This is a genomic window from Rhodanobacter sp. FW021-MT20 (assembly GCF_041107475.1).
Classification (GTDB): domain Bacteria; phylum Pseudomonadota; class Gammaproteobacteria; order Xanthomonadales; family Rhodanobacteraceae; genus Rhodanobacter_A; species Rhodanobacter_A glycinis.
The window spans coordinates 1-22,746 of sequence record NZ_JBGBPX010000022.1; the positions used below are offsets into that span (position 1 = coordinate 1).

Sequence of the window (22,746 nt, forward strand, 5' to 3'; positions counted from 1 at the left end):
ATCCGCCAAGCGTGCACTCAGCACCGCATCCGAGGCAAGATCGCCGTCGTGTCAACCACACCAGACGCGAGAGAGCCGATAAAACTCACCCGCAACAGCATCGCGGCCCTGTTAGGCAAGGGGCCGGACCGAGGGCTCGATATCGCCCGACCCACGCTGGCGACGCGTCGCGCGATAGGACTGCCCAGCACCTTGGGTGCGGATATCTTGGGGCGGAAGCCCGAAGTCGTTGCGGCACGCTGGCGTGTCGAGGCCGCCGCCAAGCGCATTGGCGTCGCTCGCGCATCGTTCTACCCCAACGTCAACCTTGTGGCATTTATCGGTTTGCAGTCACTGGGGTTGAGCAATCTCACGGCATCGGGTTCGGGCATCGGAAGTATTGGCCCGGCGATCCATCTCCCGATCTTCGAAGGCGGCCAGCTACGCGCCAACTACCAAAGTGCCCGCGCAGAGTACGACCTTGCCGTTGCAACGTACGACGAGGCACTGACCCAAGCCTTGCATGAGACAGCGGACGCAGCGCGCAGTCTGGACGCATTGAAAGACAGGCGTATTGCGATCGATGAAGGCCTGGCGCACAGCGAGAAGGCGTACGGCATGGCCAAGGCACGATTCGATGGTGGCCTCGCCGACTACCAAACCGTGCTCACCGCCGAAGACATCATGCTGCAGGCCCAATTGGAAGATACGGCGATCCACATGCGCGGTTACTCCCTGGACGTCGCGTTGGTCAAGGCACTCGGCGGCGGATTCGAATCCAACTCAACATTTGCAGCACAGGTGAAGCCATGAGCGACGCACTGGAAAATACACAGGTAAAGCAGGAAGAGGACGCCAAAGAGCCCGTCAATGGAAAGCGTAAACGCGCTTTTCTCGGGCTGGGAGGCGCCATCGCGCTGTGCGCCCTGGGAACTGGCGTATGGATGGTTTTCTTTGCAGGGAAAACGGTCTCGACCGACAACGCGTATACCGCCGTGGAAGTGGCGCAGATCACCCCCTTGGTAAATGGCCCCGTCAAGCAGGTGAAGGTCGTCGACACCCAGGCGGTGCATGCGGGCGACGTCCTGGTTGTTCTCGACGATACGGACGCCAGGATCGCTGTCGCGCAAGCCGAGGCGGATCTGGATCATGCACGGCGCCAGGTTCAGCAGATCATGCGCAACGACATCAGCCTCTCGGGGCAGATGGATCTGCATGAGGCGCAGATTCGCAGTGCCGAGAGTGATGTAGTCAGAGCGCGCGCCACCTTCGACAAGGCCTCACTCGACGAGAAGCGGCGGCAGAATCTGGTGGCTGGCGGCAGCGTGTCCGTGCAGGAGTTCACTGATTCGCAAACCACGCTGCGCGAAGCGACAGCTACGCTTCAACAGGCAGAGGCTAGCGTCAATGTTGCCCGCGCTGCACTTGCTGCAGCGGGCGGTGCAAGGCAGTCCAACGCAGCGCTTTTCAGCGGCAGCACCGTCGACAGCAATCCAACGGTCCGGGCCGCCGCCGCTCGACTGCAACAGGCGCGCGTCAACCTCGACCGTACCGTGCTGCGGGCGCCCATCGATGGCATCGTCACGCAACGAGCGGTCGATATGGGACAGCAGGTTCAGGCTGGCACGCGCTTGATGAGTATCGTGCCGATCAGCCAGATCTACGTCGATGCGAACTTCAAAGAGGTTCAGTTGAGCAAGGTTCGGCCTGGACAGAAGGTTCGCCTTACCTCGGATCTGTATGGCGACGACGTGGTGTACGACGGCCAGGTCGAAGGATTCGAGGGCGGCACCGGCTCGGCGCTCTCGGTTATTCCCGCACAAAATGCCACCGGCAACTGGATCAAGGTTGTGCAGCGCCTGCCGGTACGCATTCGTCTGGACCCGGCTCAACTGGCCAAACACCCGCTTCGCATCGGGCTGTCGATGGATGCCACGGTCGACTTGGCTTCATCCCGCGCGATCCGCTCGTCGGCGCGGGGGTAGTGCCATGTCTTCCTCCGAGTTTCCTCCGCTTACCGGAGCCAAGCTGGTCCTTGCGGCGATCGTGCTTTCGCTGGGCAACTTCATGGTGGTGCTGGATACCACCATCACCAATGTTGCGATGCCCACGATCTCGGGGTATCTCGGTGTGTCGACCACCGAGGGTACGTGGATCATTACTGCCTACGCTGTAGCGGAGGCCATTACGGTGCCGCTAAGCGGTTGGCTCGTGAAGCAGTTTGGCCAAGTCCGCGTTTTTGTAGTTTCGGTTGCGGCATTCGTGGTGTTTTCCATAGCTTGCGGACTTTCTTGGTCACTAGCCAGCCTGGTCGTCTTCCGTGTTCTGCAGGGGTTGGCAGGTGGGCCGCTGATTCCGCTTTCGTCAACACTCTTGTTATCGGTCTTCCCAAAGAACAAGTCCCATGTCGCGTTGGCCCTGTGGGGCATGATGACCGTGGTAGCACCCATCTTTGGTCCGATTCTCGGCGGACTGATTTCCGACAACTGGAACTGGCAGTGGGTGTTTTACATCAACATTGGTTTTGGTCTGTTCGTGGGCCTCGGATCCTGGAGCGTACTGCGGGGCCGCGAGACAACGATCACGCGCTCGCGCTTCGACAGTGTTGGGCTAATGCTTCTCGTGACCTTCGTGACCTCGTTCCAAGTGATGATCGACCAGGGGCGGGAGCTCGACTGGTTTTCCTCGAATGTCATCATCACCAGTGCCGTAGTAGCGGTGATATCACTGATATCGCTCATCATCTGGGAGTTGACCGACAAGGAGCCGGTCATCGACCTGTCCGTCTTCAAGTCGCGCAACTGGCTCGTGTCGACGGTCAGCCTGAGCCTCATGTTCGGCATATTTTTCGGCAATATCGTCCTCACGCCACTCTGGCTGCAGCAGCAAATGGGCTACACCGCCACGTGGGCGGGGTATGCGACAGCCCCCATGGGAATCCTTGCGGTGGTGACCTCGCCCTTGATCGGGCGCCTGCTGCCGAAGACGGATCCCAGGTGGCTCGTCAGCTACGGCATGGGGGTGCTGGCCATCTCGTTTTGCATGCGCGCGGTGCTCACGTCGCAAGTCGGCTTTATGTCGGTGGCATTGCCCATGTTTGTCCTGGGCGCAGGTATTCCCGCTTGCGTTATCACCCTTACGTCCCTCGGTGTTTCCGACCTCCCGCCGGAGAAGATTGCCAATGGAGCGGGACTTCAAAACTTCCTGCGCGTCCTATGCATGGCCTTCGGGTCGTCGCTGACACAGACGTACTGGGAGCATATGGGCAAGTTCAATCGGGCAGAGCTGGTGACTGCCATTGATCCCGATGCGCCGTCCGTTGTGGCCTCAACGGTCGCTCATGCAGGTGTTGGTCCTCAGGGCGCCACAGCAATGTTTTCGCGGATGGTGGATGGTCAGGCCGTCATGCTTGCGACAAACGATTTCTATGCGCTGGCTACCGTCCTTATGGTCGCGACCATCGGCGTGATCTGGTTCGCCAAGCGACCCACAGGTTCGCTGAAGGTGATCGCCCACTGAAAAGCGATCGTGCGATTCGACGCCTCCATACGATGAAGCATTTTCCATGTATGCCACTTGCATCAATTTACATGGGTGCTGCAGGCATGCAATGCGCTTCATCGAGGCGTTGCGCAACGGTCTCGCGCAAAAGGTGGAAATTATCGAGGTGCCAAGAACATGACTAGTCCAGAACGGCAACGTTACCCAAGTCCGGAGCATCGTATGCGTCCTTCACCCATCACAAATGCAGACTTCGAAGTAGCCGAAAAAATTTTGCATTTGACGGCTCGGGCGAGTGTCGCTATTTGGCATCTGATCACGCAGCACACCCGCGCTGTGGCTGATATTACGGGTATGCAGGCCAGTGTTCTCATGACCCTCATTGCCGGTCGCTGTACGACGTCAACTGAGCTTGCGCGCCAGTACGCTCTAAATCCGAGCGTCATTACTGGGCATGTCGATGGATTGGAGCAACATGGCTTCGTCAAGCGTGTGCCTAGCGAGTTTGATCGGCGGGTTCACCTGATCGTTCCAACGGATGAGGGGAGAGGCCTCTTCGGCAAAATTTCGCCCGTCTTCTCACGGGTTCTTGGTGAAGTATTCGACGGACTGGAAAGCGAAGAAATAGAGGCGTTCCAAAACAGTCTTCAGCGCATGGTTCTCAAGGCTGGTATGGCTGATGTGGGTGCCGAGTCGAAGCTTTTCCGGTTGGGAGTGGCGTGAAATTGCACCCCCCACATTACCCGACGCCAAAATTTTCGCCTCGTGATGACAACTCTCACGCACATCCACATACGGAAACACCATGGAGCCTAATGCTGGAACCATCGTTGTAACCGGCGCCAGCAACGGGCCTTGGCTTTGGAAACGTCTCGCTGATCCACATCGGTGCAATGTTTCACGACATGGATTCGGTCGCACCGGACAGCACGGCTACCTAGCGCCTCGAAGTCGACAGCGCGAACGCGTCATGCGACTTCAAGCGTTCAGGTCTTCGTCGAGTGGAGTCACGTGTGACTGACACGGAGGCGAATTCGCAAGTTCAACTTCTGTTGAAGGCCTGGTGCGAAGGTCATTATGCACGTACCGCCAAGGCTCCTTTCGATACGTGTCCGTATCTTGGCGGAGGTGAAATGGCCGTGGCCTGGCAACATGGTTGGCTATTCGTCGACCACGATGATGCCGCGATCGTCGGACCCGAAGTTAGTCACCGTGGTTATCCATAAGCATGAGGCGTCGAACCTCGAGGAGATCGACTACGCGCCGCCCGATTCGCACCGAACCGTGTCTAGATAAAGCTGTCGGTAGGCTTCGACCAGTTGGTCGAGACCGAACGTTCGGTTTCTGCCGCTCGGGTTCGGCAGTACCCAAATGGCAGCGTCCTTCAAACGATTTAGCTGCAATCCCCAGGCGACGTCTCGTTGACCCGAGAGTCCGCAGTATGCCGCTTTGCCCAGAAAGGCGACGGCACGTGGCGCATGGCATGCAATTTTCTGCTTGAACGCGGAGGCGGCAGCAACGAACTCCTCTGTCGAGAGTTGATCTGCACGCGCCGTCGGCCGCTTCACCACTGAAGTTAAACCGAACCCGTGACGGAGTATCGACCTATCTTCCAAGGGCGAAATTTCCTCGGGTGTGAATCCTGCGAGGTGCATGACACGCCAGAATCGATTGCTTCTTCCGGCGAAATGGTGTCCTGTCGCGGCTGCCATCACGCCGGGATTGATCCCGCAAAAGAGCACATGAAGACGCCCGGAAATGATGTCGGGGAGTCCATCGGTCACGACCTTCTCCTCAGCATGCGATAAACCCGGACTCGATGCCCGGGTGTGCCATTGCCGACCTCACCCATTACGGTTTGCACCGAAAGATCAGCCGCAAATCACCTTCACGGCCCTCTGCGCGAGCTTCCTCAGCTCCTTCCTAGGCGTACCGGAACGAGCGCGGACGGCCATGGTATGCATCGTTGCGGAGGCGAGCTCTGCGAGGGCTTTGAGGTCGGCATCCTTTCTCAGTTCTCCGGCGGCACGCGCTAGTTTGAAGCGCGCCTCGAAACTGGCATCGAGCGAATCAAAGCCCTTCGCGACAATGCCTCGGACCTCGGGATCGACCGAAGCCTCGGTGACGGCTGTGCCGACCACGAAACATCCAAGCACCTGCTCGTCGCTGGAGAAATAGATGGATAAGGTTGCGTCGTAAACCCGCATCAGGGCCTCGGCCAGGGTGCCGCCGCCTTCGAGCGCCTCACCCAGCACCGCAAGCTTGAACTCCCAGTAGGTGCTGAGCGCCTTGATGTAAATGTCGTGCTTGTCACCAAATGCCGCGCGAAGACTGGGCCTGTTCATGCCGGTCGCAGCAGAGATGTCATCGAGGGACGTACCGGAATAACCCGTCTTCCAGAACACCTCGCTGGCCGCTCGGAGGGCGGTTTCTGGCTCGTAGGCGCGTGGCCTGCCACGGGGCCTTTTCTCAGTCTTCCCATAATTTGTACGAGATTGCATAAAAATACTTGACCTCGGCTTGGCTCGATCCTTATTATTGTTCGTTGTTGTACAAAAATACAACGTCCCTGGGGCAGGGAGTGAGCCATGTCCTGGCAATGTCTAGGCTGGCAGGCATCGCTCAATTTCCGTACTTATCGAGACATCTGTGATGAACAAGCAATCCGATGGGGCAGCAGGCGGGCAAGAGGCAGGCGCTCGCGTCGAAACGGCAAGCAGAAGTATCAAGGCAAGGCTGCGCGCTCCACTCATGGTAGGACTGCCACTGTTGTTGGCCATAGGCGGCGGCGCCATATATGTGGCTGCGGCACACGATGTCGTGACCGACGACGCTTTCGTGCAGGCCGCGAGAGTTTCCATCAATGCCCGGGTCCCAGGGCAGGTGGTGAGCATTTCGGTGAGGGACAACCAACGGGTCCGTGCAGGCCAGTTACTGTTCCAGGTAGAACCCGAGCCCTATCGGATTGCAGTGGAACAAGCCGAGGCGCGCCTCGGCGGCGCGCGTCTGCAGATCGAGGCGCTCAAGGCGACCTATCGCCGGCAGTTGGTTGCCGTGGAATCAGCCAGGGCTTCCGCGGACTTTGCCCAGCGCGAATATGCGCGCAAGAAGGCCTTGCTCGCCTCGGATTTCACCTCGCGCTCCGCGTACGAACAGGCCGAAACGGAGCTCACGGTCGCGCAGCAGCACATTGCATCGGCCCAGCAGGATGTCGCCAGCACTGTCGCCGAGCTGGATGACAATCCCGATATCGCGGTCGATCAGCATCCGTCGGTCCGCGAGGCCATGGCTCAATTGAATCGTGCCAAACTCGATCTCTCCTACACAGCGGTGATCGCGCCAGATGATGGCGTCGTCACCAAGGTTGACGATCTGCAAGTGGGCGACTTCGTCAACGCCGGTGCGACCGTGTTCTCGATGATGTCGAGCCGGGATGTCTGGGTCGAGGCGAATTTCCGCGAAACCGGCATGACGCATATGCGGCCGGGCCAGACAGCCGTCATCGACGTCGACACCTATCCCGGACATGGCTTCAAGGCCCACGTGGTCAGCATCAGCCCTGGCACGGGATCTGAATTCGCAGTCTTGCCGCCCGAGAACGCCACGGGCAACTGGGTGAAGGTTGTACAGCGCATGCAAGTGCGGTTGGAGTTCGACAACGCTGATCCGAAGTGGCCGCTGTACTCGGGCATGAGCGTCACCGCGCAAGTCGATACCAGGCAGGGCGCGGGCGCCATGGCGGTGAGCTTCGGCAACGGGGCAGGTTTGTGAGTACGGATCTCCATCCCGGCACCGACGTGACGTCGCACCGGTACCTGGTCATGGCTGCGCTGCTCGCGACCTTCATGCAGGCGATCAACATATCCATACCGAATGCGGCCATCGAGTACGTGCAGGGCACCCTGTCGATGGCCGACGACGAGATCGGTTGGGTGTTTACCGCCTACATCGCCGCCAGCGCGATCATCATGCCGATGACGCATTGGTTGTCGGGGCGCTTTGGAAGGAAGGTCGTATTCCAGGTTTCGATCGCGCTTTTTGGTCTGGCCCTCGTGCTCGACACGCTGGCGACCACACCGCTGCAGTTTGTCTTGGCCCGCATCATCCAGGGCGCCGCAGGCGGTACGCTCGCTCCCTTGTCGATATCGATCTTGCTCGACGAACTTCCGCCGCTGCGGCACGGCTATATCGGCCTGCTATGGAGCGTGACGGCACTACTCGGCATGTTCAGTGGGCCAGCTGTTGGCGGCTGGCTGAGCGAATATCTGGGGTGGCATTCGATCTTCTATCTCAGCCTTCCGGTCGCTGCCTTCATCGCATTGACGATGGGCCTTTACCTGAAGGAGAAAAAGGCTGAGAAAAAACCAAGTTTCGACTTTTTTGGATTGGCAACGTTCTCGGCCGGCATAGTAGGGTTGCAGATGGTGCTCGATCGCGGCGAGCGCATGGAATGGTTCGCTTCGACCGAGATCTGGCTTGAAGCGGTGGCGTCCGCGCTCGGCTTCTACCTCTTCGTCGTGCACGTGCTGACCAAAGACCAGCACTTCCTCAACAAGGCCTTGTTCAAGGATCGCAATTTCGGTCTTTCGACGGTGATGTTCTTCGCGCTTGGCTTCGTGTTGCTGCCGACGCTGGCCTTGACCTCACCCATGCTCGAGGAGTTGCTCGGCTACCCGGCGCATACCGTTGGTTACATCACGATACCGCGAGGTGTTGCCTTGGTGGGGGCCTTGCTGCTGACCTGGCGTCCGCCCACACGCGTGGACAACCGGGTGTTTGTGATAGCCGGGCTTGCCCTCACGATTTATGGGTGCTGGCGCATGCTCGATTACTCGCCGCTGATGTATTGGTGGCCGATCGTCTGGGCCGGCGTCATCCAGGGTGTGGGCTTGGGAATTCTGATGCCCGCGCTCACCAGGGCGGCCTTCTGCACGCTGGATCCGAAATTCCGCTCGGAAGGCACCGGGCTCTTCAACCTGTCGCGTCTCTATGGCAGCACGATAGGCATTGCGATCGTGCAGATCTTTTTCTTCAACAACACTCAAAGCATGCACCAGGCACTCGCCAGGAACCTGCGGCCATATCGTATCGCGGGCGATGCAGGCGGGTCGTTGTCGCTGCAAAGCCTGGCAGCGATGAATGACCTGGTTACGGGTCAAGCGGCGGTCGTTGCGATCATCGATCAATTCAAGATCCTGATGGTGGTCGCGCTGGTCGTGAGCCCCCTTGTCCTCTTCCTTCGCAAGCCGCGCACCGGCTATTGATACTCCTGGGTAGCAACATGAAACTGATTGCATCGATTTTGCCGGGGCGCGTTGCGCGGACAGCGCTGGTCCCCTTCGCCATGTCCGTGCTTCTATCCGCCTGCATGGTCGGGCCAAACTTTGAAAGACCGGCGGCGCCCGCTTCGCAGCACTACGATGCGCAGGCCGAACAGGCGCTCGGCGGAACCAACAAGACGGCCGACACACCACATGTCGATCTCGGCGAGAAGATAAGTGGTGACTGGTGGTCACTGCTGGGCTCCGCAAAACTCGACGCGATGATGCACAAAGCCATCGCAGGCAACCTCGATCTGGCAGCGGCCGATGCGACGATCGCCCAAGCAAACGAAGCGGTGGCATCCGCAGCAGGAGGCCTGCGCCCCCAAGTTGGGTTTGCAGCCCAGGGCGGCCGTGAGCGGGCGATGATTGGGGCAGGGATCCCGACAACCAACTTCTATGCCGTCGGGCCGCAGGTGAGCTTCGATCTCGACCTTTTCGGTGGCACCAAGCGGCTGGTCGAAGAGCGCAAGGCGCTCGCCGAAGTGCGGCGGCATCGATTCGACGCGGCTTACCTGACAGTGACCGGCAACGTGGCCAGCGAGGCGTTGCTGCTGGCATCCGCGCGTGCCCAGATCGACGCGGTCCAGGCGTTGATCGCCGACGACAGGAAGAACCTCGAGCTCGTTCATGCAGCCCATCGATACGGCAGCGCCACGTTGGTTGACATCGCGCTGGTCACCACCGAGCTTGCGCAGGATGAAACCTTGCTGCCACCGCTCGCGCAGCAGCGCGACGTGGCACGGCACACGCTGTCGGTTCTGGTGGGGAAGGGGCCAGGTGACTGGATGCCGCCGGACTTCGATCTGAGCGATTTCACACTGCAGGACAATGTACACGTCAGTCTGCCCTCCGAACTTGCTCGCGAGCGACCGGACATCCTTGCAGCAGAGGCACGACTCCATGCGGCAAGTGCGGCGGTCGGCGTGGCGACGGCGGATATGTATCCGCACCTGACGCTCTCCGCTTCGCTCGCCCAGGCGGGCCCCGGCGTCGGAACGCTCTGGGGAGCGGCCGCCGACCTGGCCGCGCCGCTTTACGCCGGTGGCGCGCTAAAGGCGAATCATCGCGCCTCGATCGACGGCTACAACGCAGCCCTTGCCGATTACCGGCAGACCGTCGTCAAATCCTTGGGGCAAGTGCCCGACGTACTGCAGGCGGTCAACCACGACAGCGAAGAATATGCCGCGCAGGAGCGCGCGTTGAACGCCACGGATACCAGCCTGAAGTTGAATCAGCGTGGCTATCAGGTGGGCGAAACCGGTGTGCTTCAGGTGCTGGATGCCGAGCGCAGCTACCAGCGGGCATTGATCGGCCAGATTCAAGCGAAGACCGCGTGCTACCTCGATGCGGTGCGGCTGTCGATTGCGCTTGGCGGCAATTCCAATGGTGCTTTCGAGCAACGCGTGGCCTCCGGGGGCCCAGGACCAGCACAGTGACGGCGGCTGTTGCGATTCCACTTCGGTGGTCAGCTGTCCGAGACGCAGGCGTGGTGGTGCAAGGTGCGCGCGCGCAGGCGCGGCGTCACGAAGTCGAGGAAGGCACGCAGTTTTAACGGCAGCGGCACTTGCCCCCGGTGTACGACATGGATCGGTTGCGGCGCCGACTCGAAGGAATCGAGGACCACCGCGAGCGCGTTGTCACGTATGGCGTCTGCCGCCTGATAAGACAGCACGCGTATCAAGCCCACCCCGAGGATCGCGGCGTCGACGGCCGCCTCCGCAGTATTCACTGCGAGCCGCGACTGCACGGGCACGGACGACTGCGACTTGCCCAACTCGAAGACCCATGCGGGCTTGGATTCAAGCACCTCGAAACTGATGCACTGATGCCCGGCGAGATCGTGCGGAGAGGTCGGCACACCATGGGTCGCCAGATAGGCAGGGCTGCCGCAAATGACCCGGCGGACCGTACCGACACCTATCGCCATCAACGAGCTATCGGGCAATTCACCGATGCGGACGGCGACATCGATGTTCTCCTCCATCAGATGCATGACTCGATCGGTCAACACTAGGCTGATGGCGATCTGCGGGTAGTTCGCGAGAAAATCCGCCACTACCGGCACGAGGTGCAGGCGTCCAAAAACAATGGGCGCCGTGACCACCAGCTCGCCCTTGGGTGAAGCGTATTCTCCCGTCGCCTCACGTTCGGCTTCACCGATGTCTTCGAGTATGCGCCGGCAAGCGGCCACATAGGACACACCCGCTTCCGTCAGCGACAGTTGGCGGGTCGTGCGGTGGAGCAGGCGGACTTTCAGATGCGATTCCAATTGCCCGACCTTGCGGCTGACCGTTGCCAGCGGCATGTCCAGGCGCCGTGCGGCGGCCGACAGGCTGCCCGAGTCGACCACGGCGACGAGGATGGACATCGACTCGAGAAGATTCATTCGCTCTCTCAAATATTGGAAGGATCATTCCCAATATTGGCAGATTCTCTTTTTTAGTGCAGCTAGTTAACGTGCGCGCCTGAGTCCGGCGCTGCGGCTTGTGCTCCAGCGACAGTGAGACGAGATCATCTGGAGAACGCCGTGAGCGGCTTACCTACCACATCCGAAAACCTACCTGCTGGCATCGTGTCACGCGGCAAGATCATGGTGATGGCAATCATCGCCGGCGCGGTCATTACCAACATCTACTGCACTCAGCCTATCCTGCCGTTGATCGCGGCGAGCCTGGGAGTCAACCTGACCGCAGTCGACCTGGTCGCCGGCGCCGCGCTGCTGGGATTCTCGACCGGCCTGGGGCTGCTGCTGCCGCTTGGCGACCGGTTTGATCGACGCAAGCTGGTGCTGGGGCAGATCGCACTCGCGTTCGCCCTTGCCACGGCCGCAGCGGTGGCGCCAGGTATTTGGGCGCTGATCGCAGCATCCTTCGGCCTCGGCATCGTCAGTTGCGTACCGCAGCAACTTGTACCCTTCGCGGCAGCCGCGTCGCTGCCCAGCGAGCGGGGACGCTCGGTGGGAACCGTCGTCAGCGGCATCATGGTCGGCATCCTGACGGGGCGCACGGTGGCCGGAGTCATTGGCGCGGCGTACGGCTGGCGTGCGGTCTATGGCGTGGAGGCGGCCTTCATGATTCCTGTCTGGATCGCGGCCGCGGCGATGCTGCCGCGAGGCGTGGCATCCACCAACGTGTCTTACGGGCGCCTGCTTGCCTCGCTCTGGCCGCTGGTGCGGGATCATCGCCCGATCCGTGAATCGATGATTGTGCAGGCCTTGCTGTGGGCTTGCTTCAACGCATTCTGGGTGAACCTGGCGGCGCTGCTTGCGAATGGTCCGTGGCACCTTGGCAGTGCGTGGGCGGGTGGCTTCGGCATCATCGGCGCGGCCGGCGCGCTTGCCGCGTCTCTAGGCGGGCGGATCTCCGACCGGCGTGGCCCACGCACTGTAGTGGGCGCGAGTATTGGCTTCGTTACGCTTGCTTATCTACTGCTTTCCGGTGCAAACAGCTCGCTCACGTTGCTGGTCATTGGCGTCATCGTGCTGGACATCGGCGTACAGGCTGGGCTCGTATCCAATCAGACGCGCGCCTTTGCCGTCGACCCGAAGGCACAGGGCCGCATCAACAGTCTTTACATGACGGCCACGTTCTTCGGTGGCGCAGTGGGCACGATCGCAAGCGGCTGGCTGATGACGCGATTCGGTTGGAGCGGTGTGGTTGGTTTTGGCATTGCGCTGGGAGGCATCGCGTTCGGGTTCCACCGGATCGGTGCAGCACGCGGCGTGGGGGCTTTGCGTGGTACGGCGCTGGTGAAAGAAGTGGAGGTATCGAGGAGTGCGTCTTGAAGCGAGTAAAGAGAGTGCTTATGTGATGCGCCAAGTTCAAACGGGCGCACAAGGACCACGTCAGCATGAGCGACGGTGCGTTGAACATCAACGCGTTCGTGCACAAACCCGCACGTGCCGACGAGGCGAAGCAGACCGCCTGGCTGGCGCGGCGAGCCTGTTCATGCGGCTTGGTGCGTCGGTGCAGAAAACGGATACACCCAGCTATCCGATCGGTTATGACGCAGGCAAGGCGTTGAACGCGGCGGGGCGAGCGGCTGGCGAAACGGGTTACGGCGCGCACTGGGCCGGACAGGGGGCGCCCTTGGCGCGGCCCCTGTCGGCGCAGGCGTTGATGCGCAGCTTGATCAACGAGTGGCAATTGACGTCCTGAGCTCCGTCGATGTGAGGCTCGCGGGTAGGCGTGAGCCGAGGATTTGTAGGACACTTCCTTGATTACGTCGCCGGAGCCGGGTGGGTCGTCTCTTATGGATCGCATCGATGCCATGAAGGTGTTCGTCGCCGCCCTGGACGAGGGAAGCCTAGCTGGTGCGAGCCGTCGCACTGGGCGCTCAGCGGCCGCGGTGAGTCGGGCCATTGCCTTCCTCGAAGCGCATGTGGGCGTGCCGCTGCTGTACCGGACCACGCGCTCGATCAAGCTGAGCGAAGCCGGCGAACGTTATGCCGTCGCCTGCCGCAAGGTGCTGATGGAGCTTGAAGAGGCGGACCGCCAAGCCGCCGGCGAGCGTTCGGTGCCGCGCGGCACACTCACCATCTCCGCCACTGTGTTCTCCGGCGTGGAAATTCTGCGACCCGTCGTCGATGCCTTCATGGACGAGTACCCAACGGTGAATGTGCGGCTGCACCTGCTGGAGCGGGCGGTGAACCTGGTTGAAGAGGGCATGGACCTGGCGCTGCGCATTGCACACCTGGCCGACTCCACGCTCATCGCCCATCACATTGGCGAGGTCCGCCGTGTCGTGGTGGCCTCGCCTCGCTATCTAGCCACGCACCCGCAGATTGCCGAACCAGCCGACCTCGGCAAACAGCAAATCATCGCCATGACCCATATGGGTTTGGATTCGTGGAGCTTTCCACCGCTGGAGGGCTCGCCCGTATCGCGCTCCGTTTCATTCACGCCGCGGTTGGTGGTGAACAACGTTCGTGCCGTCATCGAGTCGGTGGTGGAAGGGCATGGCGTGGCACGTCTGCTGTCGTACCACGTGGCACCCGAGATCAGACAGGGCAGGGTGCAGGTGTTGCTCGTCGACGACGAACCGCCACCGCTCCCGGTGCACATCGTCTCGCCGTATGGACGGCTGTCCGTGCCCAAGGTACGGGCCTTCGTCGATTTCGCCCTGCCGCGCCTGCGTTCACGTTTCATTGCACTGGCGAAGGATGCGGAACGTGCCGACAAGGTGCCGATTCCACCGCCACGCGGAAGAGTGTCTGCCGAATAGCGGGGATTCGCTTCTTCCCTGTGTACTCCTAGATTGAAGTCGTCGGTGGCAACCGCCGATCAGCACACGCTGAACCTACTTCAATCCAGAGAGAGTCAGACCATGAACAAGCAGCAGAAAGTCGCCATCATCACGGGCGCATCCCAGGGCATCGGTGCCGGCCTCGTCAAGGCCTTCCGCGACCGCAACTACCGCGTGGTCGCGAACTCGCGTTCCATCCAGCCATCCAGCGATCCGGACGTAATTGCGGTGGCTGGCGACATTGCCGACCGTGCCGTGGCGGAGCGCATCGTGAACGAAGCGCTGTCGCACTTCGGTCGCATCGACACGCTGGTCAACAACGCCGGCATCTTCAGTGCCAAGCCTTTCACCGCGTTTACCGCACAGGACTACGCCGACAATATCGCCGTGAACCTCACGGGCTTCTTCCACGTCACCCAGCTCGCCATCGCGGAGATGGAAAAGCAGCGCAGCGGCCATGTGGTAAGCATCACCACCAGCCTGATCGACCACGCCATCGACGGCGTGCCGTCTGTCCTTGCCTCGATGACCAAGGGTGGCCTCAACGCCGCGACCAAGTCGCTGGCCATCGAATACGCCAAGCGCGGCGTGCGCGTGAATGCCGTGGCGCCAGGCGTCATCAAGACGCCGATGCACGCGCCGGAAACGCACGGTGCGCTGGCTGGCCTGCACCCGGTGGGTCGCATGGGCGAGATCGCCGACATCGTCGATGCCGTGCTCTATCTCGACAACGCCGGTTTCGTCACGGGTGAAATCCTGCACGTCGACGGTGGCCAGAGCGCCGGTCACTGAGTCCAAACCGGGGTGGGCATCCCACCCACCCCGGAAGGCATCGAGGAGAGCGTCATGCCAATGGTCAACATTCAGATCACCCGAGAGGGGACAGGCGCAGGCCGCAGCGCGGCTACCGCAAAAGAGAAGGCCGCCGTGATCAAGGGCGTCAGCGAGGTATTGCGCGACGTACTCCACAAGCCACTGGACTCTACGTTCGTAGTGATCGAAGAGGTGGAACTGGAGAACTGGGGCTGGGGCGGTTTGCCCGTAGCAGAGTTTCGCAAGCAGCTCTTGATAGAGAAACAGTGAATCGTCAGTGACGCCATGCCATTGCTGGCGTCCCGGAGCTGCATTTTAGGCGGCGCCTGCCTCGAGTTCGGTTTACTGCGCAAGCTCAGGCGGGCTCGCGCCATCACAGGAGACAGAGAGATGGCACGTGGGTACTGGGTTGTAACTTTCCGTTCGGTATCGGATGAGAGCCGCGTTGATGCTTATGCCGATGCATCCCTGCCGGCTATCCAACGGCATGGAGGACGGGTCCTGGCTGCGGGAGTACCGGCCTTCAATCATGAAGCAGGTTCGAACCAGCGGGTCGCCATGGTCGAATTTGACAGCGTGGAGGCTGCCGAAATGGCTTATCTCAGTCACGAGTACCAGGCCTCCCTTCAGCATCTAGCGGGCGCCGCCGTGCGCGACGTGCGCATCATCGAAGGCCGTTAGCTTTCTTCAAATACGAGTGCCATCACCATGAACAGTCATCGGGACGTACTCGACGTCGCGCAAAAGTACCTTCGAGGAATCTACATAGGGGGTAGCGCGACGCTGCATGAAGTATTTCGCGAAAGCGCGCGCGTTGAAGACATCGTGACCGGCGCGTTTCGTTCCCGCTCAGCCGCCGAATACATCGCGACAGTTGCATCCCGCCAGAGCCCCTTTGCCGGTGGTGAAGAGTTCGCGATGGCGCCCACCTCAATCACCGTCCTGGGCGATATGGCGGTTGTCACTGCAGATCTCCGTTTTCTCGGTAACAACTACTTCAATGTGTTGTCCTTTCTTCGTGACAACGGACGTTGGGGTATTGCCCACAAGCTCTTTGGGTCGCCGCGCCGTTGAGGCGCCGGTGCGAACTTCTTGCGCGTTGCACTGGCCCAAACAGGACCTGCAACGCATATACCACTTCAGCAGGTCGTGACCATGTCCGCGCAGATCGCCTCAAATCAGCTTGTCCCCGTGGCTATCACGGCGCGTTCGAGCTACGCCGAACGCAACGCCCCGTACTGGAAGCGCAACCTCGTCATAGGCGTGTTTGGCTCGTTCACCACGCTGGTGAGCCTGAGCATGCTGTTGCCGTTCCTGCCACTGTATGTGGAACAGCTGGGTGTCAGTTCGCATTCGGCTATCGTGCAATGGTCTGGTGTTGCCTTTGGAGCGACCTTCTTTGGCACGGCGATCACCGCGCCACTATGGGGGCACCTGGCGGACCGCTATGGTCGCAAGCCCATGCTGGTCCGAGCAGCAATCGGCATGGCGATCGTCATGTCGCTGATAGGTACGGCACACAGCATCACTGAACTCGTGTTGCTGCGTCTTCTTGCCGGGCTTGTCGGTGGCTACGCGTCCTCGTCGATGGTGATGGTTAGCACGCAAGCGCCGCGCGAACGGGCCGGATGGGCGCTAGGCATTCTTTCCATTGGCACATTGTCGGGTAGCCTCGTCGGCCCGCTGGCCGGAGGATTTCTGCCAGGGCTCGTGGGTATCCGCGGCACGTTCTTTGTAGGCGGTGCGGTGATTGCTGTGGCGGCGCTGGCGACGATCTTGTTCGTCAGGGAGGACTTCGACCGCAGGCTGGATGCGCGCCAACCTACGCATGGTGAGGCAATCCCGACTTCACCGGCCAATCGATGGCTTGTGGTCACCCTGCTTACTACCGCGATGATGGTTCTTCTGGCCAATATGTCGATCGAGCCCATCATCACTATCTACATCAACCAGTTGGGCGTGCCGCACGATCACCTGGCCCGCATGGCTGGCGTCGTGATGGCCACGTCAGCGTTTGGCAGCATGCTTACATCGGCGAGGCTAGGTGCGCTGGCCGATCGGGTCGGCAGCAACAAAGTCATTGTGGGAAGTCTGCTGATTACCGCGATCATCATGCTGCCGCAGGCCTTCGTCACGAGCTGGTGGCAGCTGGCCCTGTTGCGCGGGCTCATGGGCATGTCGATGGCCGGGTTGCTGCCAGCGGTAGCCAAGCGGGTGCGCGCCATGGTGCACGAACACCGAGCAGGCAAGACGCTGGGTTATCTGCAATCCTCGCAGTTCGCTGGGCAGGTCATCGGCCCGCTGATGGGCGGACAGATTGGCGCATGGGCAGGTCTGCGCGACGTATTTTTCGTCACTGCCGCGTTGCTTGGGCTGTGCGCCTGGCTCAACCTGAAGGTAGCCAATCAGCAAAACCAAGCATCAGGAAGCAGTGAGCCGGCAGTCCAATCATAGGCTGGAGGTGCTGTCATCCCCGGTGCAGTCCAGAGTCGCCCGAGCGGGAATCGGGTGCGCTTTGCCGGCCTGGTTATCATGCGCAGCGCTCTTCGACAGCCAGCGAGGTGACTGCCGCACCGACATGCTCTGGAGATAGTGGCTTGTGTGGGATTGTTGGCGAAGCAGGGCGATTAGGGATGGTTATCGGGGGTAGGTAGGCTGGGGCCTTCAGCCGTTCAATGATCCCCGGGATCAGCCTTGCGCACGAGCGTGTCGAACGCTGCAGCGATCTGTGCATGAGTGAAGTTGCAGTGTCCATGACCGGTGGGGGCAAGGACAGTCAGCCACTGACCGTTGCTTGCGGCACGAACCTGGTCTGGATAGATGTGATGAAATCGCTCGGGGATAGTCTGGTCGAAGGCATTCCATTGCATCACTAGCGGTATGTCGATGTGGCCGGTCAAGGTGACGTTGCGCCGGGCATAGGCCATCGCGGCGGGTGAACCGGCATAGCGATGGACCTTGTGGTTGAAGGCGGCATCGTCACCGAACCCGTGATAAACGGTCTGGCGGTTGTCCACCGGCATGCCGCCGGCGCGCCTCTCGAATGCACGCAATGCCATGTAATAGAGCGAAAGCGTCGGCAGTGTTTGCGGCGTTTCCTGCAGGCGCTTTTCCAGCAGGGCGGCTTCCTTCGGGTGTGCCTGCAGCGCCTTGGCGAAGACGTTCGGCGGAATGAAGGGCGGTGAGTCGGGTGCGGACAGATTCGGAAGAACACCAGGAATCAGGGCATCGAAGGCGACCAGCGGGGTGAGTACGCCGCGCGCCAGGAACCTTGGTGTGGAGACGGTGAGACCGCACATGATCAGCGCGCCCGTGTAGGTGTGAGGGTGACGCTCGATGCTCGCCGCCACCTCCAGGCCCCCCAACGAGAAACCGTAGATATAGGTATGGGCAGGGCGGGCGAAGGTGTGAACGAAATACTGGCGAAGGCGCTCGTTGTCGACGATGGCATCGCCCACCGCCCAGCCCTGCGATGCGTACTGGCTCTGGGCGACCGCATAGCCTTTCTCGAGAAAGACGGGTGTGGTTTCAGCGGCCCGCATCGGTGTCCTTTGATGAGCTCCCACGGGCTGGTAGCCGTGCATCAGCATGACCAGGTCACCATTCCAGTTTGTCGGGATATCGATGCGGTATTGGGCACCCTGCTGCGTGCCGGTGTGAGTGCCAGGCTGCGGTTTCGCGGCATGCACCGGCAGGGAGGCCGTGCCGATGGAGGTGACCAACGCGAAGCAGATCTTGGCGACGTAGCGTGATGCTGAACATCTCATGGTGTCATTCCTGAAAGGAGAGGGCGGGCGCAGGATGCCGTTGCGGCCATTTGGCATGGCTCCGGGGAACGCAGGTTTCAGCCGTGCCGCAATGAAAAGTGCCGGTGTCCCCGTTTGTTGTATTGCTGGTGCAGGAAGTTGGACACCGGGTAGCAGGCCGGAGACGTGCGGTTGCTCAGGACGATGATCGTCTCGCCGGTGACAGGGTAGGTGCGTACGTCGGTGCAGACGCCGTCCGCGCCGCCGCCGTGACCCCAGCGGAAATCTCGGGCGGGCACGCCGACGCCGTAGCCGGTGGCGAAGAAACCGAGGCCCATGTACATGCGGTAGGTGCGCGTGGCCTTGGCGAACAGTGCGTGCGGAATCAGCTTGCCGGACTGCAACGCACGTACGAACCGGTACATGTCGCGCGCTGTGGATGCCTCGCCGCCGGCCGGGAAACCGTGCGTGGGCTGCGTCGCACAATTGGGCACGCGCTTGCCGTTCACCGTCGAGTAGCCGACGGCCAGGTCCGGGTCATGCGTGGTGCAGTCGGGAAAGCCGGTATGCGTCATGCCTGCCGGCTTGAAGATGTGTCGGCGCACGTAAGTTTCGTAGTCCTCGCCCGATAGCACCTCGACCATGCGCCCGAGTACCACGTTACCGAAGTTGCCATAGACAAGCTTCGTGTCCGGCTTGAATGCCGGCGGACGGTGGTCGCCGAGCGCCAGCATGTCGGCAACGTTGTGCACGCGTGCGCGGTTGGCCGCGTTCTTCACGCCGAACAGGGGGATGTCTCCGGCACCTCCGGTGTGGGTCAGCAGTTCGCGAACGGTGACGCTGTCGGCGAAACGTCGGTTTGGATAGTCCTTCAGCACGTCGCCCACATGTGTGTCGAGCGAGATACGCCCGGCCGCGATCTGCTGCAGGATCGCTACGCTGGTGAACATCTTGCCCGCCGACGCGAGATTGAACTGCGTGTCGACGGTTACCGGATCGCTGCGCTCGGCGTCGCGCTTGCCGTAGGCCTTCTCAAGCAGTACATGCCCGTTGCGCGCGACGAGCACGACGCCGGAGAACCGGTCCGCCTCGGTCAGTCCGAGCGCAAAGCCATCCAGCTGCGCCAGATCCGCCGTGTATCCCGGGGTTGGAGCACCATTCGGTGCCGCCACCACCGGTGTCGTCATGGCCAGACTCGTCATGCCCGCTGCTAAAAGCATCCCACGCACAAGGCTTCGCATGTTTTCTCCTTTTGCTTACGAAAAGGGGTTTGTCCAAGATGGCCACTTTGTTTCAAGTCGAGCGCACGCCGGGGTTTCGACATGGTCAGTGGATCGGATCGCGACGCATCCAGCCCATACGCCAATGACCGCGATCAAGTGTCCACAGGTGCGCAAAGTGCGACCCCGGGGCCGTGCAGGGAGTGACTCCGATGGCGCAGAAGCGTTGCGTTCCGGTGACCAAGGCGCTGTCGTCGCCCACTGCGCGCACAGCCACGCTGTCGGGTGTCACCTGCCGATGCAGATGGTTGCAGATGTGATCGCGTGCTTCCCGGACCGGATCGATACGGCGCCCATTTTGCAGGCGGATGCGCGTGCCGGCGAAGACGGCGTCACGGAGAGCGTGCAGGTGGCACGTGTTGTAAGCGCTGCTCAACGCCGACTCCCGGGTGATCAGGGTTCGGGTCAACCAGGCTGCGTCGTCGGTACGGGAATGCCGGGACGGCGATGCTGCGCATGCCGTGGCGATCAGACAAACCGCCAGACCGAAGCCGGTAGGGTGCAGTACGGTGCGTGTGTTCATGGCATCACTCCTGGAGTGGGGGAATTGCCGGGCACAGGGGGGCTTGGCGGCCGTGCGGAGACGGCCACTGGCAGAACGGTGGTGAACATGGAGGGGGTTCAGACCAGGAGTGCGGGGAATCCCCTGGCTGAGTGATGAAGCCGGGGTGCTACGGGTAACGGTATGCCCACGTCAGGACACCGTTGTGGTCGACGTACAGCTCCACCGTTTCGGTACCGTACGCGTGTCTGACGGTGTAGACGTCATCACCGAACTTGCTGACACCGGTGAAGGTGTAGGACCGCACCGGACCCAATCGGGCAAGATATTTTTCGCGCGATGCCCTCTGCTGGGCACGGGCACGGGCCAGGCCGTCGCTCATGCCGGCACCACTGATCGGATCGCTGAGCAGAAGCTTCAGAGCCTTCTGGCTGTCCGGTAACGGCTTCTGCGCCTTGATGCGTGCGGCCAGCGTCGCGTCGATGCGTGCGGCTTCGGCCTTGTCGATGTGCGGAGCTTCCAACACGACATGGCCTTTCCAGACGACGTCGAGTCGCTTCGCATACCCGCGGGTGTCCATGGTGAAATGTACGACAGCGTCCGAGCCCTGGACCGCAAAGCGATCCGCGCCGAGTGGTAACGCATATTGCGGTCGGGGAGTGGGGCGTTGGGCGGTGATGACAATGCGCAGGCCGTCGCCCTGGCGCGTCACCCTGACCCGGGACAAACGACTCACCTTGTAGAAACCGACATAGCGATCCAGCACGGCAGGCGTCAGCGTGATGGTCTTCGGTGTGCCGGGCGCGGTGTTGCCGGGTGGCGTCATCTGCGTCGCGAACGCCGCCATGCCCACCGACACACTTACCAGCGCCAGCGCCGACACGCCTGCCCATTTCCTGGGTTGCGCCAGCATGAGCCTGATCCGCTGTTCCAGGAACGAGCCTGGCTCGGACATCGCCGGTACCAGGCCGACGCGGGACGACTGGCTCTGTCCCACATGGATAAGCGTTTCGTAGTACTCGCCGATGTCGCCACCGCGACTCAACACGCGGGCGTCGCAGTCGACCTCGATGGCGCGGCGAAGACGTCGGAACTGCCACCACAGCAGGGGGTTCCAGGGCATCGACACCAGCATCAACGCTGCCAACGCAATCAGTCGTGGGTCGCCGGCCTGCAGATGCGATCCTTCATGTGCCATGACTGCGTGCTGGTGGCTTTCGGGTGCTTGTAGCAGCCACGCCGGTACGACGATACACGGTCGCAACAACCCGGCCGCCGCTGGTCCCGTGTCGGGAGCGACCAGCACGGGCTCGCCACACAGCGTGGCTTCGACCCAGCCGCGCTTGCGTCGGCGCAGCACCACGGAGCTGGCCACCAAAGCGAGCATCATCAGCAGCGACAGCGTCATCCAGCCATCGCGGATCCATGCCTCGACATGATCCGGCGTCCCGTAGGGGTGGGTTCCGCCCCAATCGACCAGCATGGCTGGCACGGGAATGGAGGTGACGTCACGCAGCGCAATCGGTGCCGGCTGCGCACCGGATTGAAGCATGCCGGGCAAGCGGATCGTGACCGAGGCGATCAGCACCGGCAGCATGAGCGAGCCGGCCAGCGCCGCCAGCCAGATCCAGCGCGTAGCCCGGCGACGAACTCTGGCCGCGCGTTCGGCGGCCATTGCCGCTGCGCTCAGGGTTGCGGCAACCAGTACCGCATAGATCATCCAGTCGATCATTTCGACTTCTCCCCGCCAGAGCGTTCGGCCAGCAACTCGCGTATACGGCGGACCTGCTCGTCACTGAGCTTCTGTTCGGATACCAGGTGCGAGAACAGCAGTTCGGCCGAGCCCTTGAACAGCTTGTCGGTCAGGTGCTGTACGGCGTTCTTGCGCGCGGCCTGCTGCTTCACGGCAGCGAAGAAGCGGTGGCTGCGTCCGGCTTCCTCGTGGTCGACATAGCCCTTGGCTTCAAGCGTGCGTAACACCGTCAGCACCGTGGTGTACGCCAGCGGGTCGGCAAGTCGCTCCCGCACCTCGGCAACGGTGGACGCGCCGTGCTCCCAGAGCGCCTGCATCAGGTCGACCTCGCGGTCGGTGAGGGTGATCTTCATCGCGTTCCGCCGTCATCTACTAGAGTGATAGTAGATAGTAAGACATAATCCGCAGTTGTCAACTATGAATATAGTAGATAGTGCAGGCGCCAAACAGGCGCAGACCTTGGCTGATGCCAACGATGGCCATCGTAGGAGCACATCTAGACGCAAGGGCAGGGTGATTAGCCTGTGTTATCGAGGGTAGAGCAGCGCCGCTTTCGACCAAAACCGACATGGGAAAGAATGGAACCGGTTGCAATGCGATGCAC

23 protein-coding genes are annotated in these 22,746 nt (G+C 61.4%); 15 read left to right on the forward strand and 8 right to left on the reverse strand.

Annotation, left to right across the window (positions count from 1 at the left end):
• From AB7849_RS17300 to AB7849_RS17315, 4 genes are all read left to right on the forward strand, one after another.
• The coding region (locus tag AB7849_RS17300) for an efflux transporter outer membrane subunit (protein ID WP_369501445.1) at positions 1–792 on the forward strand (792 nt) is incomplete at its 5' end.
• The gene (locus AB7849_RS17305) at positions 789–1,964 is read left to right on the forward strand and encodes an HlyD family secretion protein (protein WP_037101398.1); all 1,176 of its coding nucleotides are present in this window, start codon (positions 789–791) and stop codon (positions 1,962–1,964) included. The genes AB7849_RS17300 and AB7849_RS17305, both read left to right, overlap by 4 nt.
• Before the next feature lie 4 nt (positions 1,965–1,968).
• On the forward strand, positions 1,969–3,498 hold the full coding sequence (locus AB7849_RS17310) for a DHA2 family efflux MFS transporter permease subunit (RefSeq protein ID WP_008214300.1): 1,530 nt from the start codon (positions 1,969–1,971) through the stop codon (positions 3,496–3,498).
• 204 nt (positions 3,499–3,702) lie between these two features.
• Positions 3,703–4,203 (forward strand): MarR family winged helix-turn-helix transcriptional regulator, encoded by a 501-nt coding sequence (locus AB7849_RS17315; RefSeq protein ID WP_369501446.1) that lies wholly within the window; start codon positions 3,703–3,705, stop codon positions 4,201–4,203.
• 533 nt (positions 4,204–4,736) lie between these two features.
• Here AB7849_RS17315 and mug read toward each other — a convergent pair.
• The gene (mug, locus tag AB7849_RS17320; RefSeq protein WP_008214296.1) at positions 4,737–5,264 is read right to left on the reverse strand and encodes a G/U mismatch-specific DNA glycosylase; all 528 of its coding nucleotides are present in this window, start codon (positions 5,262–5,264) and stop codon (positions 4,737–4,739) included.
• A gap of 87 nt (positions 5,265–5,351) precedes the next feature.
• Positions 5,352–5,981: a TetR/AcrR family transcriptional regulator gene (locus AB7849_RS17325; protein WP_037101395.1), complete on the reverse strand. Its 630-nt coding sequence runs from the start codon at positions 5,979–5,981 to the stop codon at positions 5,352–5,354.
• Positions 5,982–6,132: 151 nt separating this feature from the next.
• Here AB7849_RS17325 and AB7849_RS17330 point away from each other — a divergent pair, with 151 nt between their 5' ends.
• Genes AB7849_RS17330 through AB7849_RS17340 form a run of 3 tightly spaced genes read left to right on the forward strand, consistent with a single transcriptional unit; the run spans position 6,133 to position 10,240 of the window.
• The gene (locus AB7849_RS17330; RefSeq protein ID WP_081491825.1) at positions 6,133–7,251 is read left to right on the forward strand and encodes an HlyD family secretion protein; all 1,119 of its coding nucleotides are present in this window, start codon (positions 6,133–6,135) and stop codon (positions 7,249–7,251) included.
• 50 nt (positions 7,252–7,301) lie between these two features.
• Positions 7,302–8,744 (forward strand): MDR family MFS transporter, encoded by a 1,443-nt coding sequence (locus AB7849_RS17335; RefSeq protein WP_050984367.1) that lies wholly within the window; start codon positions 7,302–7,304, stop codon positions 8,742–8,744.
• Between the two features lie 17 nt (positions 8,745–8,761).
• Entirely contained in the window at positions 8,762–10,240 is a 1,479-nt protein-coding gene (locus AB7849_RS17340) for an efflux transporter outer membrane subunit (RefSeq protein WP_037101392.1), read from the forward strand.
• Between the two features lie 29 nt (positions 10,241–10,269).
• Here AB7849_RS17340 and AB7849_RS17345 read toward each other — a convergent pair whose 3' ends face one another.
• Positions 10,270–11,190 carry a LysR family transcriptional regulator gene (locus AB7849_RS17345; protein ID WP_037101390.1) on the reverse strand — a complete coding sequence of 307 codons (921 nt, stop codon included), beginning with the start codon at positions 11,188–11,190 and terminating at the stop codon, positions 10,270–10,272.
• Between the two features lie 141 nt (positions 11,191–11,331).
• Between AB7849_RS17345 and AB7849_RS17350 the strand changes: the two genes are divergently transcribed.
• From AB7849_RS17350 to AB7849_RS17385, 8 genes are all read left to right on the forward strand, one after another.
• Positions 11,332–12,588, forward strand: a complete 1,257-nt coding sequence (locus tag AB7849_RS17350) for an MFS transporter (RefSeq protein WP_050984360.1) — start codon at positions 11,332–11,334, stop codon at positions 12,586–12,588.
• A gap of 163 nt (positions 12,589–12,751) precedes the next feature.
• Positions 12,752–12,961 (forward strand): hypothetical protein, encoded by a 210-nt coding sequence (locus AB7849_RS17355; protein WP_008214285.1) that lies wholly within the window; start codon positions 12,752–12,754, stop codon positions 12,959–12,961.
• A 94-nt stretch (positions 12,962–13,055) separates the two neighbouring features.
• Entirely contained in the window at positions 13,056–14,027 is a 972-nt protein-coding gene (locus tag AB7849_RS17360) for a LysR family transcriptional regulator (RefSeq protein WP_008214284.1), read from the forward strand.
• A 102-nt stretch (positions 14,028–14,129) separates the two neighbouring features.
• The gene (locus tag AB7849_RS17365; RefSeq protein WP_008214283.1) at positions 14,130–14,840 is read left to right on the forward strand and encodes an SDR family NAD(P)-dependent oxidoreductase; all 711 of its coding nucleotides are present in this window, start codon (positions 14,130–14,132) and stop codon (positions 14,838–14,840) included.
• A gap of 54 nt (positions 14,841–14,894) precedes the next feature.
• Entirely contained in the window at positions 14,895–15,131 is a 237-nt protein-coding gene (locus AB7849_RS17370; RefSeq protein ID WP_369501448.1) for a tautomerase family protein, read from the forward strand.
• A gap of 120 nt (positions 15,132–15,251) precedes the next feature.
• Complete coding sequence (locus AB7849_RS17375; protein ID WP_037101441.1) at positions 15,252–15,542, forward strand: DUF1330 domain-containing protein; 291 nt, start codon at positions 15,252–15,254, stop codon at positions 15,540–15,542.
• A gap of 27 nt (positions 15,543–15,569) precedes the next feature.
• Complete coding sequence (locus AB7849_RS17380; protein ID WP_008214280.1) at positions 15,570–15,935, forward strand: nuclear transport factor 2 family protein; 366 nt, start codon at positions 15,570–15,572, stop codon at positions 15,933–15,935.
• An 81-nt stretch (positions 15,936–16,016) separates the two neighbouring features.
• A complete protein-coding gene (locus tag AB7849_RS17385) occupies positions 16,017–17,315 on the forward strand; it encodes an MFS transporter (RefSeq protein WP_008214278.1) in 1,299 nt (432 codons plus the stop codon).
• A gap of 218 nt (positions 17,316–17,533) precedes the next feature.
• On the opposite strand, the gene AB7849_RS17390 is transcribed toward AB7849_RS17385, so the two are convergent.
• From AB7849_RS17390 to AB7849_RS17410, 5 genes are all read right to left on the reverse strand, one after another.
• Entirely contained in the window at positions 17,534–18,628 is a 1,095-nt protein-coding gene (locus AB7849_RS17390) for a hypothetical protein (protein WP_008214276.1), read from the reverse strand.
• 77 nt (positions 18,629–18,705) lie between these two features.
• Positions 18,706–19,848 carry a serine hydrolase domain-containing protein gene (locus AB7849_RS17395; RefSeq protein WP_081491824.1) on the reverse strand — a complete coding sequence of 381 codons (1,143 nt, stop codon included), beginning with the start codon at positions 19,846–19,848 and terminating at the stop codon, positions 18,706–18,708.
• 85 nt (positions 19,849–19,933) lie between these two features.
• A complete protein-coding gene (locus AB7849_RS17400; RefSeq protein ID WP_008214274.1) occupies positions 19,934–20,410 on the reverse strand; it encodes a hypothetical protein in 477 nt (158 codons plus the stop codon).
• Positions 20,411–20,558: 148 nt separating this feature from the next.
• Positions 20,559–22,121 (reverse strand): M56 family metallopeptidase, encoded by a 1,563-nt coding sequence (locus tag AB7849_RS17405; RefSeq protein ID WP_008214273.1) that lies wholly within the window; start codon positions 22,119–22,121, stop codon positions 20,559–20,561.
• Positions 22,118–22,495 carry a BlaI/MecI/CopY family transcriptional regulator gene (locus AB7849_RS17410; RefSeq protein WP_008214272.1) on the reverse strand — a complete coding sequence of 126 codons (378 nt, stop codon included), beginning with the start codon at positions 22,493–22,495 and terminating at the stop codon, positions 22,118–22,120. Before AB7849_RS17410 ends, AB7849_RS17405 begins: the two co-directional genes overlap by 4 nt.
• Positions 22,496–22,746: the final 251 nt, after the last annotated feature.